Source organism: Enterobacter sp. DN (assembly GCF_046054285.1).
In the GTDB taxonomy this organism is placed as follows: Bacteria; Pseudomonadota; Gammaproteobacteria; order Enterobacterales; family Enterobacteriaceae; genus Enterobacter; species Enterobacter hormaechei_C.
This window is the reverse complement of sequence record NZ_JBJJTG010000001.1, coordinates 45651-61118: the sequence shown is the minus strand read 5'-3', so window position 1 is coordinate 61118 and position 15468 is coordinate 45651. Positions and strand designations below refer to the sequence as shown.

General features: G+C 56.4%; 17 protein-coding genes. 12 read left to right on the top strand and 5 right to left on the bottom strand.

All coding sequences use genetic code 11. The features are described 5' to 3' along the window. Positions 1-57: 57 nt before the first annotated feature. From ACJTMZ_RS00300 to clcB, 7 genes are all read left to right on the top strand, one after another. A complete protein-coding gene (locus ACJTMZ_RS00300) occupies positions 58-1242 on the top strand; it encodes an MFS transporter (protein ID WP_150391157.1) in 1185 nt (394 codons plus the stop codon). Positions 1243-1388: 146 nt separating this feature from the next. Beyond that, positions 1389-2138 (top strand): YoaK family protein, encoded by a 750-nt coding sequence (locus tag ACJTMZ_RS00295; protein WP_017384553.1) that lies wholly within the window; start codon positions 1389-1391, stop codon positions 2136-2138. A gap of 250 nt (positions 2139-2388) precedes the next feature. Beyond that, positions 2389-3099, top strand: coding sequence for an osmoprotectant ABC transporter permease OsmY (gene osmY, locus ACJTMZ_RS00290; protein ID WP_003857442.1), 711 nt, complete (start codon positions 2389-2391; stop codon positions 3097-3099). An 18-nt stretch (positions 3100-3117) separates the two neighbouring features. Next, complete coding sequence (gene osmX / locus ACJTMZ_RS00285) at positions 3118-4017, top strand: osmoprotectant ABC transporter substrate-binding protein OsmX (protein WP_047365579.1); 900 nt, start codon at positions 3118-3120, stop codon at positions 4015-4017. 8 nt (positions 4018-4025) lie between these two features. Further along, entirely contained in the window at positions 4026-4673 is a 648-nt protein-coding gene (osmW, locus tag ACJTMZ_RS00280; RefSeq protein ID WP_006808875.1) for an osmoprotectant ABC transporter permease OsmW, read from the top strand. After that, positions 4673-5821: an osmoprotectant ABC transporter ATP-binding protein OsmV gene (gene osmV / locus ACJTMZ_RS00275; protein ID WP_003857446.1), complete on the top strand. Its 1149-nt coding sequence runs from the start codon at positions 4673-4675 to the stop codon at positions 5819-5821. Before osmW ends, osmV begins: the two co-directional genes overlap by 1 nt. A gap of 105 nt (positions 5822-5926) precedes the next feature. Next, positions 5927-7237: a voltage-gated ClC-type chloride channel ClcB gene (gene clcB / locus ACJTMZ_RS00270; protein ID WP_023296525.1), complete on the top strand. Its 1311-nt coding sequence runs from the start codon at positions 5927-5929 to the stop codon at positions 7235-7237. Here clcB and bioD read toward each other — a convergent pair. The 3 genes from bioD to ACJTMZ_RS00255 form a co-directional block, all read right to left on the bottom strand. Then, positions 7172-7867, bottom strand: a complete 696-nt coding sequence (bioD, locus tag ACJTMZ_RS00265) for a dethiobiotin synthase (protein ID WP_015570628.1) — start codon at positions 7865-7867, stop codon at positions 7172-7174. The genes clcB and bioD overlap by 66 nt on opposite strands. 129 nt (positions 7868-7996) lie before the next feature. Further along, the gene (mlc, locus tag ACJTMZ_RS00260) at positions 7997-9217 is read right to left on the bottom strand and encodes a sugar metabolism global transcriptional regulator Mlc (RefSeq protein WP_003857451.1); all 1221 of its coding nucleotides are present in this window, start codon (positions 9215-9217) and stop codon (positions 7997-7999) included. Positions 9218-9338: 121 nt separating this feature from the next. Continuing rightward, complete coding sequence (locus ACJTMZ_RS00255) at positions 9339-10244, bottom strand: LysR family transcriptional regulator (protein WP_015570629.1); 906 nt, start codon at positions 10242-10244, stop codon at positions 9339-9341. A gap of 121 nt (positions 10245-10365) precedes the next feature. Between ACJTMZ_RS00255 and ACJTMZ_RS00250 the strand changes: the two genes are divergently transcribed. The 5 genes from ACJTMZ_RS00250 to ACJTMZ_RS00230 all read left to right on the top strand — a co-directional run bounded on the left by ACJTMZ_RS00250 (position 10366) and on the right by ACJTMZ_RS00230 (position 14733). Further along, positions 10366-11619 (top strand): MFS transporter, encoded by a 1254-nt coding sequence (locus tag ACJTMZ_RS00250; RefSeq protein ID WP_017384556.1) that lies wholly within the window; start codon positions 10366-10368, stop codon positions 11617-11619. Positions 11620-11693: 74 nt separating this feature from the next. Next, entirely contained in the window at positions 11694-13178 is a 1485-nt protein-coding gene (locus ACJTMZ_RS00245) for a carboxypeptidase M32 (protein WP_015570631.1), read from the top strand. A gap of 149 nt (positions 13179-13327) precedes the next feature. Continuing rightward, positions 13328-13633 carry an acid resistance repetitive basic protein Asr gene (asr, locus tag ACJTMZ_RS00240; protein ID WP_003857459.1) on the top strand — a complete coding sequence of 102 codons (306 nt, stop codon included), beginning with the start codon at positions 13328-13330 and terminating at the stop codon, positions 13631-13633. A gap of 92 nt (positions 13634-13725) precedes the next feature. Then, positions 13726-13809 carry a hypothetical protein gene (locus ACJTMZ_RS00235; RefSeq protein WP_057979992.1) on the top strand — a complete coding sequence of 28 codons (84 nt, stop codon included), beginning with the start codon at positions 13726-13728 and terminating at the stop codon, positions 13807-13809. A 102-nt stretch (positions 13810-13911) separates the two neighbouring features. Then, positions 13912-14733 carry a serine protease gene (locus tag ACJTMZ_RS00230; protein ID WP_003857461.1) on the top strand — a complete coding sequence of 274 codons (822 nt, stop codon included), beginning with the start codon at positions 13912-13914 and terminating at the stop codon, positions 14731-14733. Between the two features lie 5 nt (positions 14734-14738). Here the strand turns inward: ACJTMZ_RS00230 and mdtI are convergent, their stop codons facing one another. Together mdtI and mdtJ are read right to left on the bottom strand one after the other, a co-directional pair. Beyond that, entirely contained in the window at positions 14739-15068 is a 330-nt protein-coding gene (gene mdtI / locus ACJTMZ_RS00225; RefSeq protein ID WP_003857463.1) for a multidrug/spermidine efflux SMR transporter subunit MdtI, read from the bottom strand. Next, complete coding sequence (mdtJ, locus tag ACJTMZ_RS00220) at positions 15055-15417, bottom strand: multidrug/spermidine efflux SMR transporter subunit MdtJ (protein WP_017384557.1); 363 nt, start codon at positions 15415-15417, stop codon at positions 15055-15057. The genes mdtI and mdtJ overlap by 14 nt, the downstream gene beginning before the upstream one ends. Positions 15418-15468: the final 51 nt, after the last annotated feature.

Below are 15468 nucleotides of genomic sequence, written 5' to 3'. Positions count from 1 at the left end.
TTCTCTTAGCCCCCGGCAATCAGGGGGCTTATCTTCTCTTCGCCGTGAATTACACCTATGTCCACACTGAATCAAACCTCATCCCGTGATGCTGAGCGTGCACACTGGGGCGGTATTTTTGCCATGACCCTGTGCGTTTTTGTCCTCATTGCCTCGGAATTTATGCCCGTCAGCCTGCTCACGCCCCTCGCCAGAGATTTAGGGGTGACAGAGGGGACGGCTGGCCAGGGGATCGCCCTCTCTGGTGCGCTGGCTGTCCTGACCAGCCTTTTTCTTTCCCGGCTTGCCGGGAATATGAATCGCAAACATCTTCTTTCAGGCATGACCGTCCTGATGGCGCTGTCAGGGATCATTATCGCCTTCGCCCCAAACGCTTTGATGTATATGGCAGGCCGGGCGCTGATCGGCATCGCCATCGGCGGTTTCTGGTCGATGTCTGCTGCCACCGCCATTCGGCTGGTGCCTCAGCATCAGGTCTCTCGTGCGCTGGCGATTTTTAACGGCGGCAACGCGCTGGCGACGGTGGTCGCCGCCCCGCTGGGCAGTTATCTCGGCTCGACCATTGGCTGGCGCGGCGCGTTTCTTTGCCTGGTTCCCGTGGCGATTGTGGCGTTCATCTGGCAATATTTTAGCCTGCCCAACATGGGCGGGAACCAGCGGCCGTCGCCACGTAAAAGCGTATTTCGCCTGCTCCACCAGCCTGCGGTTTCGGTGGGTCTGATGGCGTGCGGCCTGTTCTTCATGGGACAGTTTGCGTTATTTACCTATGTGCGCCCCTTCCTCGAAACCGTCACCCACGTCAGTCCTTCCGGCTTATCGCTGATCCTGCTCACTATCGGTATCGCAGGTTTCATCGGCACGCTGATCGTGGCGCTGGTCCTGAATGCCGCGTTTTACCTCACCTTAATGGCCATACCGCTGCTTATGGCGCTGCTTGCAGGGGTATTAATGCTCACCGGGGACAGCCTGTGGATCGTGGCCCTGCTGTTAGGTTTCTGGGGAATGCTGGCAACTGCGGCCCCCACCGGCTGGTGGACGTGGATAGCCCGTACGTTACCGGAAGATGCCGAGGCTGGCGGCGGGCTAATGGTCGCGGTGATCCAACTCTCTATTGCGCTTGGCTCAACGGCGGGTGGCGTGGTGTTTGATACCTTTGGCTGGCAGAGCACCTTCGCTTTAAGCAGCATATTACTCCTGAGTGCAGGGGTGTTGACTTTTACGACGTCGCGCCATCGGAAATAAGGCATTATATTAACAGGGTTGTTTTATTTAATTACAAAACCTCGCTCACCTCCCATTGAAATAATAATTAAGCAATATCCTGGTCAGCCAGCGACATCGCTTTGTTAGCTTGAGCGTTCAGGCAAAGCTCAAACCGGAGGTATTCTTTGCTGATTAAATTAAAGAAAGAACGAACGCATCAGGAGGATCGTCGTCTTGCCCTCTGGCTGGCGACCTCCGCGGGACTGCTGAATGCCATTGCGCTGGGCGCGTTCGGTTTTTTTCCCTCGCATATGACGGGCAATACCTCGCAGCTATCCAGCGAAGTTTCCTCCACCGATCTCAGCGATATTCTTTTCTTTGGCGCTATTATTCTTTCGTTTGTCTCAGGCGCCATCGCTGCGCGGATTATTGTTATCTGGGGGATTATCCATAACGTCAGGCTGGTATTCAGCCAGGTTCTGTTTGTTGAAGGGCTATTACTGGCCGGGGTATCCCTGTACGAAATGTATTTTCACTCCTTCGCCACGAATCAGGAGATTATTATTTTCCTGTGCGGGTTGATGGGAATTCATAATTCCACCTCCACTCAACTATCCGGCGGTCGGGTGAGATCCACGCACATCACCGGCACGCTGACCGATGCGGGCATTTCGCTGGCCTCCGTTATGGTCGCCATGCTGCGCCGGGATTACTCCAAAGATACGGCCGCGCAAAAGAGTCAGCTCAAAACCCATTTAACTACCCTTTTCTCCTTTATCAGCGGCGGGATCGCGGGGCTGATCCTGTTCAGAGAGTTTGGATTCCACGCGATGCTGGCGCTGGGCCTGTTGCTGGTAATCGTCGCCGCCTTCTCTATCGTCCGCATCTCGTGGCGCGTACGCAAGGTGCGCGCCGCGCTCAGTCGACAAGTATAATCAGCACGCTTTATGTGACGTTGTCACGTAAGGCGTGCTTCTTTAAGACTATTCTGCCTGCCCACTGACAGCCCTTATGCCATAAGGCTTCACTCAGGTTGTCACTAATTTCATAGGGTTACTGATTTACCCCCTTCGCTGGAACCCTTCCGTTTCGCTTGCTATAGGTGAAGTACCCCTGCCGAAACATGGCATAACAACAGGCAACCGGTGGTTGCTATAACGCATGCGCACAGGGAGACACACCGCAATGCACCCATTACTTAAACGTTCGCTGCTTTTTGTCGGCGCGATTATCGTGGTTCTCGCTCTCCTCACCTGGGGAATTGGACTGGAGACGATTAAGGCGCGCCAGGTTGACCTGATTTACCTCGGGCAACAGCACCTGATTCTGGTCTTTTCATCCATGTTCTTTGCCCTGCTGGTGGGCATTCCAAGCGGTATTCTGCTGAGCCGTCCGGCCGCACGTGGTATCGCCGAATATGTGATGCAAATCTTTAACGTGGGCAACACCCTGCCGCCGCTGGCCGTTCTGGCGCTGGCGATGGTGGTGATTGGCATCGGTGATAAACCGGCCATTATCGCCCTCTTTCTGGCCTCTCTGCTGCCGATTGTGCGTAACACCTATGCCGGGCTGTGCTCTGTTCCCGCGTCGTTGCTGGAAGCGGCAAACGGTATCGGCATGACCAAATGGCAGCGCCTGCGTCAGGTTGAGATCCCTAACGCGTGGCCGGTGATGCTTTCCGGTATTCGCATTGCCACTGCAATTAACGTCGGTACCGCACCGCTGGCATTCCTGATTGGCGCCAGCAGCTACGGCGAGCTGATTTTCCCTGGGATCTATCTGAATGATTTTCCGACGCTGATCCTGGGCGCGGCGGCCACCGCCCTGTTCGCCCTGATTCTGGATACGCTGCTGGCGGCACTGGGCCGATTACTGAGCCCGCATCTCGCGCGATAATTATAACAAGGAGCTTCTATGAGACTGTTTTCCGGGCTGACGGCGCTATGCGCCGCCGCGCTCTTCACCAGCCAGGCGCTCGCCGCGCCGCTGATCCTGGCCACCAAGAGCTTTACCGAGCAGCACATTCTCTCGGCCATGACCGTGCAGTATCTGCAAAAGAAAGGGTTTCAGGTACAGCCTCAGACCAATATTGCAACGGTGATTTCCCGTAACGCGATGATCAACAAGCAGATTGATATGACCTGGGAGTATACCGGCACCTCGCTGATCATCTTCAACCACATCAACAAACGCATGTTGCCGCAGGAATCGTACGAGACGGTGAAACGCCTCGATGCGAAGCACGGTCTGGTGTGGCTTAAACCTGCCGATATGAACAATACCTATGCCTTTGCCATGCAGCGCAAGCGCGCCGAGGCTGAACATATCAATACCATGTCTGAGATGGTGGCAAAGATTGAGCAGATCCGTAAAACCGATCCGGATAACAACTGGCTGCTGGGCCTTGACCTGGAATTTGCCGGGCGCAGCGACGGGATGAAACCGTTGCAGGCGGCCTACAACATGGAGCTGGACCGCCCGCAGATCCGCCAGATGGATCCGGGTCTGGTCTATAACGCGGTGCGCGACGGGTTTGTCGATGCGGGGTTGATCTACACCACCGACGGGCGCGTAAAGGGCTTCGATCTTAAAGTGCTGGAAGATGATAAAGGCTTCTTCCCGAGTTACGCCGTGACGCCAGTTGTTCGAAAAGACACGCTGGAGGCTAATCCGGGGCTGGAGGAGGCGCTGAACACCCTATCAGCCCAGCTCAATAACGACGTTATCACCGAACTGAATAAGAAGGTGGATATCGATCATCAGTCACCGCAGCAGGTCGCCCGTGATTTCCTGCGTAGCAAACAGTTGCTGTAGGAGGCGCTATGGAGACGATTCACTATATTCTCGACAACTGGGACTATCTCTTAACCCTGACGCTGCAACACCTGTGGCTGGTGGCGCTCGCCGTGGGCCTGGCGATTATTATTGGCGTGCCGCTGGGCATTTTAATTGTCCGCCATAAATGGCTGGCAACGCCGGTGCTGGGGATTGCCACCATTGTGCTCACCATCCCGTCAATTGCGCTTTTCGGCCTGATGATCCCGCTCTTTTCGCTGATCGGTCAGGGCATTGGCGCCCTGCCCGCGATTACGGCAGTGTTCCTCTATTCGCTGCTGCCGATTGTGCGTAACACCCACACGGCGCTCGACAGCCTGCCGCCGGGCCTGCGTGAAGCGGGACGCGGCATCGGCATGACCTTCTGGCAGCGTCTGCGCTGGGTGGAAATCCCGATGGCGTTGCCGGTGATTTTTGGCGGCATCCGCACCGCCGTGGTGATGAACATCGGCGTCATGGCGATTGCCGCCGTGATCGGCGCGGGCGGGCTGGGCCTGCTGCTGCTTAACGGTATTGGCGGGAGTGATATTCGTATGTTGATTGCGGGCGCGCTGATGATTTGTCTTTTAGCGATTGTGCTCGACTGGTTGCTGCACCGTTTGCAGGTGGTACTGACTCCGAAGGGGATTCGATAATGATAAAACTGGAAAACCTCACCAAACAATTTTCACAGAAACACGGCCAGACGTTTAAGGCCGTCGACAACGTCAACCTGAACGTGCCTGAAGGGGAAATGTGCGTGCTGCTCGGCCCGTCCGGCTGCGGGAAAACCACTACCCTGAAGATGATCAACCGTCTCATTACGCCAAGCAGCGGGACGATCCTGATTAACGGCGAAGACACCAGCGGAATGGACACCGTGACCCTGCGTCGCAACATTGGCTACGTGATCCAGCAAATTGGCCTGTTCCCCAACATGACCATCGAAGAGAACATTACCGTCGTGCCGCGCATGCTGGGCTGGGATAAAGCGCGCTGTAAATCCCGTGCCGAAGAGCTGATGGATATGGTGGCAATGGATCCGCATAAATTCCTTCACCGCTATCCGCGCGAAATGTCCGGCGGTCAGCAGCAGCGTATCGGCGTCATCCGCGCGCTGGCAGCGGATCCTCCGGTCCTGCTGATGGATGAACCGTTCGGCGCGGTCGACCCGATTAACCGTGAGGTGATCCAGAACCAGTTCCTGGAGATGCAGCGCAAGCTGAAAAAGACCGTGATGCTGGTGAGCCACGATATTGACGAAGCGCTGAAGCTGGGCGACCGTATTGCCGTCTTCCGTCAGGGACGTATCGTGCAGTGCGCCAGCCCGGACGAGCTGCTGGCGAAACCCGCGAATGAGTTTGTTGGCTCGTTTGTTGGTCAGGACCGGACGTTGAAACGCCTGCTGCTGGTATCGGCGGGCGACGTCACCGACCAGCAGCCGACGATTACGGTACGCGAATCGACGCCGTTGCCGGAGGCCTTCGCCACCATGGATGACAACGATATTCGCGCCATTACCGTGGTTGATGAGCACGGCAAACCGCTCGGCTTTGTGAAGCGCCGCGAAGCGCGTAACGCCAGCGGCAGCTGCGGGGATATTCTGCATCCGTTCCGCATGACCGGTAAGGCCGAGGATAACCTGCGCGTGGTGCTTTCTCGCCTGTATGAGAGCAACACCAGCTGGATGCCGATTGTGGACGAGGACGGACGCTATAACGGCGAAATATCCCAGGATTATATTGCGGAGTATTTGAGCTCAGGGCGTACGCGCCGGGCGTTGAATATTCATAGCGAGAGTTAAGCATTCAGGCCGGGTACTGCCCGGCCTTTTTCCGCACGCATACCTTTTGCTAACCTCCCGATTTACCGCCACAATATTGTATCGTCCCCGTTAAATCACGACTTCATGCAACGTCTTCACGCTTACCCCGACATCCGAGCGATGTTTCGTCGTCTCCTGATTGCTACCGTCACCGGCGTGCTGGCGGCGCTGGCCGTTGCGGTGTTCCGCCACAGCATGTATCTGCTGGAGTGGCTATTTCTCAGCAACGAAAGCGGAAGTCTGGTGAACGCCGCAGCCGCGTTATCGCCCTGGCGGCGGGCGCTGACGCCTGCGCTGGGTGGTCTGGCCGCGGGAATGCTACTGTGGGGATGGCAGCGCATGACGGCACAACGTCCCCACGCCCCCACCGATTATATGGAAGCGCTTGAGACGGGTGACGGCCAGTTTGATTACGGCGCCAGCCTGGTGAAATCCCTCGCGTCGTTGCTGGTGGTCGCCAGCGGCAGCGCCATCGGCCGTGAAGGCGCCATGATCCTGCTTGCCGCCCTCGCCGCCTCCTTTTTTGCACAACGTTGTACGCCGAAATCCGAATGGAAACTGTGGATCGCCTGCGGTGCCGCCGCCGGGATGGCCAGCGCCTATCATGCGCCGCTGGCGGGCAGCCTGTTTATCGCAGAGATCCTGTTTGGCACGCTGATGCTGGCCTCCCTCGGCCCGGTGGTGATTGCTGCTGTAGTGGCCCTGCTGACCACGCGCCTGTTAAGTCCCGGCGCGAATACGCTATATGATGTCCATCTCAGCGAGATGCTTACGGCGGTGGATTATTTCCTGATCGTTGGCGTGGGTCTGCTGGCTGGCGTTTGCGGCCCGCTGCTGATGTGGCTGATGGCGGCCAGCCACAGGCTGTTTCTGCGTCTCAAACTTTCACCGCCGTGGCAGCTGGCGCTGGGTGGTCTGATCGTAGGGCTGCTGTCGCTGCTGACGCCGAAGGTATGGGGGAATGGCTATAGCGTGGTTCAGGCGTTTTTGCAGTCGCCGCCGCTGCTGTCGGTGATTGCTGGCGTCTTTATTTGCAAACTGCTGGCGGTGCTGGCAAGCAGCGGGTCCGGCGCGCCGGGAGGCGTGTTCACGCCAACCTTGTTCGTCGGTATGGCAACGGGAATGCTGTTTGCGCAGATCTTTGCGCTGTGGTTTCCTGGCTCTGAGACGGCGATCCTGCTCGGGCTGGCGGGTATGGCGACGCTGCTCGCCGCCACAACGCATGCGCCAATCATGTCGGCCTTGATGGTATGTGAGATGACCGGGCAGTATTTTTTACTTCCCGGTTTGCTGGTTGCCTGTGTTGTGGCGTCGGTATTGTCGAGAACGCTACGCCACGACTCGATCTACGGCCAGCATACCGCCGAAAGCCGAGAGATCGATGTAGTGCGCTAATTCGCGCTGCTCGGCGCGGGGCAGATAAGGCAGTTCGCCCACCAGCGGGCCAGGCAGCTTTTTGCTCAGCACATCGATGATTTCAGCGTAGTGCGCAAGGCCCGGGTTAATACGGTTCGCCACCCAACCAATCAGCGGCAGGCCGTCATTAGCGATAGCCTGCGCCGTCAGCAAGGCATGGTTGATGCACCCTTCCTGAATGCCCACGACCATAATCACCGGCAACTGCTCCTGCACCACCCATTCGGAAAGGGGACGTAAATCGTTCATCAGGCTGCGCCAGCCGCCGGTCCCTTCAACGACCACGTGGTCAACCTTTTCACTCAGATTTGCCAGACCATCAGAAAGCAGGCTGTAGTTGATAAGCCCACTGTGAGCGACGCTGCTTTCCTCTTCGCTTAAGGCGATAGGATTAACGGCATCATAAGGCAGTTCCAGAGACGAGACGCTTTGCAGAACCAGGGCATCCTTATTGCGCAGCCCTTCTGGCGTCTCTTTACTGCCTTTTGCAACCGGCTTGTATCCTGCAACGCGTTTACCGCTTGCCGCCAGGGCCTGGAGTAACGCGCGGGATACGACTGTCTTCCCGACAGACGTATCCGTACCAGTAATAAAGAAACGCTTAAGCATGACTCATTCCACCTCTTGGGTATGCTTCAAAATATAAACCAGGTAAATAATTCAGTGGGGAAAGTCTACGGGATGCGTGCGCTACCCGGCTTGAGATAGCGCAATTTTTCGTACATCTCTGGAAAAGAGTTAGCCCTGTAGCAAACGAATCAGTAACGAGCCGTTGTACATCGCATCTTTTACCAGCGCGGCGCCGGCCATCGTACCCTGGTTGGAAAATTGCGTACTTTCGACCACGATGTTTTTACTGTACGCGGGAAGCGCCTGCTGATTGATGCAGGCGGAAATCGCCGGAAAGAGGATATCCGCAGCCTGGCTGAGCGGGGAGCCGATCAGTATTTTTTGCGGGTTAAACAGGTTCACCATAATGGCCAGAATGCGCCCGACATTATTGCCCACGCCGGTAATAATGTCCTTCGCCAGCAGATCGCCCTGCCTTGCCGCAGCGCACAGTGCCTCGACGCTTAACGGTTGACCGTGCAGCGTGGAGCTCATCGACTGGCTGAGCCGCACCTGCGCCAGCTCCAGCACGCTTTCGACGCTGGCAATCGTCTCCAGACAGCCATGGTTACCGCAGTAGCAGCGTTTTCCGTACGGATCGACCTGCGTATGGCCGATCTCCACCAGGCTACTGCTGCCAGCATGCAACAGACGCCCGTCGGTGATCACACCTGCGCCAACGTTATGATCAATCACCACCTGAATTACGTCGCGCGCGCCCCGGGAGGCACCAAACAATGCCTCCGCCATCGTCCAGGCGCTGATATCATGCTGAATGTAGACCGGCACACCGGTGTGGTTTTCCAGCACGTCGCCCAGCGGCATCTCTTTGACGTTTTCATAAAACGGCATGCGGTGCACAATGCCATTTTCGGTATCAATAATTCCCGGCAGGGTGATCGCAATCGCCGTTAAACGTTCAAGACGCTGCTGGTGACGAATAAAGAACTGGTCGATGTGGGTCAGAATGGCATCGAGAAGTGGTTGCTCTGCATTAAGCGGGAGTTCCAGCCGGTCCTCCACCACCAGCTTGCTGCTGAGGTCGCGCAGCGCGAGGAAGATTTCCCCGCGGCTAATCCGCAGCGACAGGTAGTGCCAGGCTTCCGTTTCCACCACCAGCCCTACCGCCGGACGGCCACGGCTGCCCGGCTCCTGAATTTCTGTTTCCTGAACCAGATGGGCTTCCAGCATTTCGCGGACAATCTTGGTAATACTGGCGGGTGCCAGTTGTGCCAGGCGCGAAAGATCGATACGCGAAACCGGACCAAGCTGATCAATCAGGCGATAAACGGCACCCGCGTTGGTCTGCTTGATCTGATCGATATGCCCTGGCTGACTATCAGCAACCACCTCGTACTCCCTTATTTTCGAGCTTCGAAATAAACTGAGGGCTATGGTGAAGCACTTCAATGGCTGACGTCAAATTTTTACTTAGCCATGTGATTTACTGCACATTTTCGCCCACTTTTCCCTATAAATAATGCCCGCGAGAAGCGGTAATTAATTGTTCTTTGAAACGCTGTGCCGCATGGCTCTGTTCATGATGTTTAGACCACACCAGCCACATCTCTGAGACTGCATCCTGCTCGGCTATCTTCACCCAGCGCATTTCCGCCAGTTGTACCCGTTTAAATGAGGCCGGGAGAATCGATACGCCAAGCCCTGCGGCAACGAGACCAATGATCGTCATGGCTTCCCCCACCTCCTGCGCGATAGTCGGGACAAGGCCATATCGCCGCATCAGACCAAGAATATCGTCATACAACCCGGTACCCACCTGTGGGTCAAAAAAGACAAACGGCTCTTTCGCAAGTTCAGCCAGCGAGACGCTGTGCTGCGCGGCGAGCGGATGATCCCGGGGGATCATCGCCATCAGCGGTTCGCGGAGGATCACCTGCCACGCCAGGGTATCAGGCAACTGCGTGTTACGCATCAGCCCCAGGTCGAGCGATCCTTCGTTAAGCGGCGATATCTGCTCCCGGGTATTTATTTCGCGCGTCTGAATATGCACATCCGGAAAGTTACGGCGAAACGAGGATAGCGTTTGTGAAACAGCGCTGATAAAGGGGGCCGATGAGGTAAACCCGATGCGCAGCTCCCCCGTCTCCCCAAGATAAAGCCGTTCCGCTCTGGCGGCGGCGTCCTCCACCATACTCAGGATCTGCCGGCTATCGGCGAGAAACTGTTTTCCCGCCGCCGTCAGGCTCACGCTGCGGTTGGTTCGCGCCAGCAGACGCGCCCCGACCTGCTGCTCCAGGATCTGGATCTGCTGGCTTAGCGGTGGCTGAGAGATATTCAGCCTTGCCGCCGCACGACCAAAATGCAGCTCTTCGGCGACGGCGACAAAATAGCGCAGATGGCGCAGCTCGATATTCATATTTTTAAAGTATCATTTGAGATTATTAATATATTAGACAGAATATTTACATTTTCCTACCCTAATCTTGTGGTCATACCCGTCACCAGAAACCACGGGGATGTTTAAGCAAGGATTATGTGTGAGCCGTACAACGACCGTTGATATCGCGCCGGCCAGCGACATTGATGATTTACCCGCAGCACCGCAGCCGGTTCAGTTTATTAAACGTGGTACCCCCCAGTTTATGCGCGTCACGCTGGCGCTCTTCTCAGCGGGTCTCGCCACTTTTGCCCTGCTCTACTGCGTTCAGCCGATCCTGCCGGTCCTGTCGCATGAATTTGGCGTGTCGCCAGCCAGCAGCAGTATTTCGCTCTCCATTTCAACCGGGATGCTGGCGATCGGTCTGCTGTTCACCGGGCCACTTTCGGATGCCATCGGACGTAAGCAGGTCATGGTAACGGCGTTAATGCTGGCCTCCGTGTGTACCTTGCTGTCCACCATGATGACCAGCTGGCACGGCATTCTGGTCATGCGCGCGCTGATTGGGTTATCCCTGAGCGGCGTGGCGGCGGTCGGGATGACCTATCTCAGCGAGGAGATCCACCCGAGCTTCGTGGCCTTCTCCATGGGGCTGTACATTAGCGGGAACTCTATCGGCGGGATGAGCGGACGCCTGCTCAGCGGTGTGTTTACTGATTTCTTTAACTGGCGCATTGCGCTGGCCGTTATCGGCTGCTTCGCCCTCGCTTCGGCGCTGATGTTCTGGAAAATCCTGCCGGAATCGCGCCATTTCCGCCCGACCTCCCTGCGTCCGAAAACGTTATTTATCAACTTTCGTCTGCACTGGCGCGATCAAGGGCTGCCCCGTTTGTTCCTGACCGGTTTCCTGCTGATGGGCTCGTTCGTGACGCTGTTTAATTACATCGGCTATCGTCTGATGCTTTCACCGTGGCATCTTAGCCAGGCATTGGTGGGTTTGCTCTCTGTGGCATATCTCACCGGGACATGGAGTTCGCCAAAAGCGGGCGCTATGACCGCGCGCTTCGGTCGAGGTCCGGTGATGCTGGTTTCCACCGCCGTGATGCTGTTCGGACTGCTGATGACGCTTTTCTCTTCCCTGTGGCTGATTTTTGCCGGAATGCTGCTCTTCTCTGCGGGCTTCTTTGCCGCGCATTCCGTTGCCAGCAGCTGGATTGGCCCACGCGCGCGCCGCGCCAAAGGTCAGGCTTCGTCACTGTATCTGTTCAGTTACTATCTCGGTTCCAGCATAGCCGGTACGCTCGGCGGGGTGTTCTGGCATAACTACGGCTGGAACGGCGTGGGCGGATTTATCGCGCTGATGTTGTGCGCGGCACTGCTGGTGGGCGCGAGCCTGCATAAACGACTGCATTAACATTCAGCCCTCTTCGTGTTTAAATCGAGCCGATGCTAATTTTTGTCATCGGCTGATTCAGACACGAGGACTTCATGAAAAACAATAACTATCAACAACTCACCCGCACCTTCCAGCGCCTCTCCCGCTTCTCGCACCTCTCCTCCATCGCCAGCTGGGACATGTTCACCATGATGCCGCCAGGCGGCAGCGCCGCGCGCGGTGAAGCGCTGGCGGAGATGAGCGTCCTGCAACATCAGATCCTGACCGATAAAAAAGTGGGTGAATGGCTGGCGGCGGCGGCAGACGAAGATCTGAATGACGTTGAGCAAGCCAACCTGCGTGAAATGACACGCCACTACCAGCAGGCCACTTTACTGCCGGAATCGCTGGTGGAGGCCAAATCGCTGGCGGGCAGCAGGTGTGAACACGCGTGGCGCACTCAGCGTCCGGCCAACGACTGGCAGGGCTTTTCAGCCAACCTGAAAGAGGTGGTGAAACTCAGTCGTGAAGAGGCCCGCCTGCGCGCTGAGGCTAAAGGCTGCACGCCTTACGACGCGCTGCTGGATATCTTTGAACCCGACATGACCAGCGCTCGCCTGGATGTGCTGTTCGGCGATCTGAAGTCCTGGCTGCCGGAGCTGCTGGCAAAGGTTGTGGAAAAACAGGCTCAACGATCGTTCGTTCCGCCACAGGGTCCCTTCCCGACCGCCACGCAGCGCGAGCTGGGCCTGGAAGCGATGAAAATGCTTGGCTTCGATTTTAACGGCGGTCGTCTGGACGTTAGCGCCCACCCGTTCTGCGGCGGCGTGCCGGAAGATGTGCGTATCACCACGCGTTACGATGAAGATGAACTGCTCAGCGCGCTTTTCGGCGTGATCCACGAAACCGGACATGCCCGCTACGAGCAAAACCTTCCGCGAGCGTGGGCCGGCCAGCCCGTTGCGCTGGCGCGCTCTACGGCGATCCATGAATCCCAGAGCTTGTTCTTTGAAATGCAGCTGGGCCGCAGCGACGCTTTCCTGAAGCATCTGCTTCCGGCGGTTCATGCCCGTTTCGGTAGCCAGGCGGCATTCAGCGAAGAGAATTTTATTGCCTGGAACCAGCGCGTGAAGCCGGGCTACATCCGCGTTGATGCGGATGAAGTGAGCTATCCGGCGCATGTGGTGCTGCGCTATGAGATCGAGCGCGCGCTAATCAATGGCGAAATTGAAGTCGATGATATTCCCGCGTTATGGGATGAGAAAATGCAGGCGTGGCTTGGGTTATCCACCAAAGATAACTACCGCAACGGCTGTATGCAGGATATCCACTGGACCGACGGCGGTTTTGGCTACTTCCCGTCTTACACGCTGGGGGCAATGTATGCGGCACAGCTGTTCCATGCCGCCAAAACTGCGCTGCCCGGGTTGCAGGCATCCATTGCCGGGGGCGATTTCTCGGCGCTGTTTGACTGGCTGCGTCAGAATATCTGGCAGCACGGCAGCCGTTTCAGCACGTCGCAGCTCATCACCCAGGCCACGGGTGAAGATCTGAATATCCGCTACTTCCGCGAACACCTGACGTCCCGCTACCTGTAACCGAACGCGCCGGGGGTCCACCCTGGCGTTGTACATATGGTTACACGCCGATACCAATCACTCACGGAAACCCCGAATTTACAGGGATATAGTTATTTCAACGGCCCCGCAGTGGGGTTAAATGAGAAACCAAATTCGAGGGTATGAAAATGAAAAAAGTATTAGCTCTGGTTGTTGCCGCTGCTATGGGTCTGTCTTCCGCTGCATTCGCGGCTGAAACTACCGCCACCGCAGCGCCTGCGGCATCCACCGCTGCTCCGGCCAAAACGGTTCACCATAAAAAACATCACAAAGCGGCTAAACCAGCGGCAGAACAGAAAGCGCAGGCCGCGAAAAAGCACCATAAAAAAGCGGCAAAACCTGCGGTAGAGCAGAAAGCCCAGGCGGCTAAAAAGCATCACAAAAAAGCAGCAAAACACGAAGCGGCTAAACCTGCTGCACAGCCAGCAGCGTAAGAGTGCAAGCTTAACCGTGCCCTTCGGGGCACGTTGGTAAACCGGCGCTGAACGGGTTTGCGGTCAGCGCCGTTTTTTTATCCGGAGGGCGTATGCTGCGGCGCTATCGGTTTGAGTTCATTCTTATCCTGCTAATTTTATGCGCGCTCATCGCCAGCCACTTTTATCTTTCCTGAATGTAGCACGCTGATTTTACTCCCACTTTCTCGCCGTCGCGTCTATAGTATTTTCATAGGGTTCACTTTTAATAATCATAATTACCCCCACCAGAGTGTGATATGCGTAAATCTGTTGTGTTGTTACTGGGAACGTTTAGCCTTTTTGCTGGCTTTTCACATGCGGATGATGGCGACGATGACGCCATTAGCGCCAAAGAGGTAAAGACGCTGTTTTTTGGTCATGACGATCGTACGCGTGTCACCGATCCTACCGAATCGCCCTGGGATGCCATCGGGCAACTGGAAACCGCCAGCGGCAATTTATGTACCGCGACCCTCATTACGCCACGCCTTGCGCTGACGGCGGGTCATTGCCTGTTAATGCCGCCTGAAGGCAAACCGGATAAAGCGATCGCCCTGCGCTTTGTGTCGCAAAAAGGAATATGGCGCTACGAAATTCACGGTATTGAGGGGCGGGTGGATCCGTCGCTTGGCAAACGCCTGAAACCGGATGGCGATGGCTGGATTGTGCCGCCCGGGGCGGCCTCCTGGGATTTCGGGCTGATCGTTTTACGTTATCCGCCGTCCGGGATCACCCCGCTGCCGCTCTTTGATGGCGATAAAGCCGCGCTCACCGCCGCCCTGAAAGCCGCCGATCGAAAAGTGACGCAGTCAGGCTACCCTGTTGATCACCTCGATTCGCTGTACACCCATACGGACTGCGTGGTGACGGGCTGGGCGCAAAACAGCGTACTGTCGCATCAGTGCGATACGCTACCGGGTGATAGCGGATCGCCCCTGATGTTAAAAACCGATAACGGCTGGCAGCTGATTGGCGTTCAGAGTTCTGCGCCAGCGGCGAAAGACCGCTGGCGCGCCGATAACCGGGCGTTGTCGGTGACCGGTTTTCGCGACCGGCTGGAAGCCCTGGCGCAGCAGTAGGTCACTCAGGCCAGTTTAATCATGATCATACCGGCGAGCAGTAATACCAGCCCTATCCAGCCTTTATTGTTTAAACGCTGCCCGAACATAATCCAGCCTGCCGCCAGGGTGGCGGCAATACCGAAGCCCCCCCACAGCGCATAGGCCACGGACAGATCGATGCCTTTCACCGCCTGTGACAGGGCGCTAAACGCCCCCAGAACCGCGGCAATCGATAACAGGCCGTAGGCTTTACGACGAAAACCGTCGGAGAACTTCAGAAAGACGTTGGCAATAATTTCCAGAACGATGGCGAAAGCCAGCCAGGCCGCGTGGATCCATTCAAACTGCTGCATGGGTCTGCTCCTTCTGCTGTTTTGCCGGTTTGCGTGTACCCGATTTAATCAGCACGATACCTGCGACCAGGGTCGTCAGCCCGGCAATTTTCATTGTCGTCAGGGTTTCATCAAATAACATGACGCTAAACAGCGTAATCAATAAAATACCAATACCTTCCCACAATGCGTATGCCACGCCCAGCGCGATTTTTTTAACCGCAAAAGAGAGGAAAATATAGGAAAGCGTAATCATGACCAGCATCAAAATAAAACCGGTGCTGCCCTCACTCACGCTTGCCCATTTCATCGACAAGGTGCCGGTAATTTCAGCGACGATCGCCAGAGCTAATAAAATCCAGTAAAACATGTTTTTTCTCCTGCTTGAGAATATAATCCATCGAGGCTCGCTGCGGACAGC

Coding starts and splice junctions, on each gene's coding strand:
- clcB (WP_023296525.1), top strand. CDS start 5,927: ATGCAACGTCTTCACGCTTACCCCGACATCCGAGCGATGTTTCGTCGT.
- ACJTMZ_RS00245 (WP_015570631.1), top strand. CDS start 11,694: ATGAAAAACAATAACTATCAACAACTCACCCGCACCTTCCAGCGCCTC.
- osmY (WP_003857442.1), top strand. CDS start 2,389: ATGCACCCATTACTTAAACGTTCGCTGCTTTTTGTCGGCGCGATTATC.
- mdtJ (WP_017384557.1), bottom strand. CDS start 15,417: ATGTTTTACTGGATTTTATTAGCTCTGGCGATCGTCGCTGAAATTACC.
- ACJTMZ_RS00255 (WP_015570629.1), bottom strand. CDS start 10,244: ATGAATATCGAGCTGCGCCATCTGCGCTATTTTGTCGCCGTCGCCGAA.
- osmX (WP_047365579.1), top strand. CDS start 3,118: ATGAGACTGTTTTCCGGGCTGACGGCGCTATGCGCCGCCGCGCTCTTC.
- asr (WP_003857459.1), top strand. CDS start 13,328: ATGAAAAAAGTATTAGCTCTGGTTGTTGCCGCTGCTATGGGTCTGTCT.
- bioD (WP_015570628.1), bottom strand. CDS start 7,867: ATGCTTAAGCGTTTCTTTATTACTGGTACGGATACGTCTGTCGGGAAG.
- ACJTMZ_RS00230 (WP_003857461.1), top strand. CDS start 13,912: ATGCGTAAATCTGTTGTGTTGTTACTGGGAACGTTTAGCCTTTTTGCT.
- ACJTMZ_RS00235 (WP_057979992.1), top strand. CDS start 13,726: ATGCTGCGGCGCTATCGGTTTGAGTTCATTCTTATCCTGCTAATTTTA.
- osmV (WP_003857446.1), top strand. CDS start 4,673: ATGATAAAACTGGAAAACCTCACCAAACAATTTTCACAGAAACACGGC.
- osmW (WP_006808875.1), top strand. CDS start 4,026: ATGGAGACGATTCACTATATTCTCGACAACTGGGACTATCTCTTAACC.
- mdtI (WP_003857463.1), bottom strand. CDS start 15,068: ATGCAGCAGTTTGAATGGATCCACGCGGCCTGGCTGGCTTTCGCCATC.
- ACJTMZ_RS00300 (WP_150391157.1), top strand. CDS start 58: ATGTCCACACTGAATCAAACCTCATCCCGTGATGCTGAGCGTGCACAC.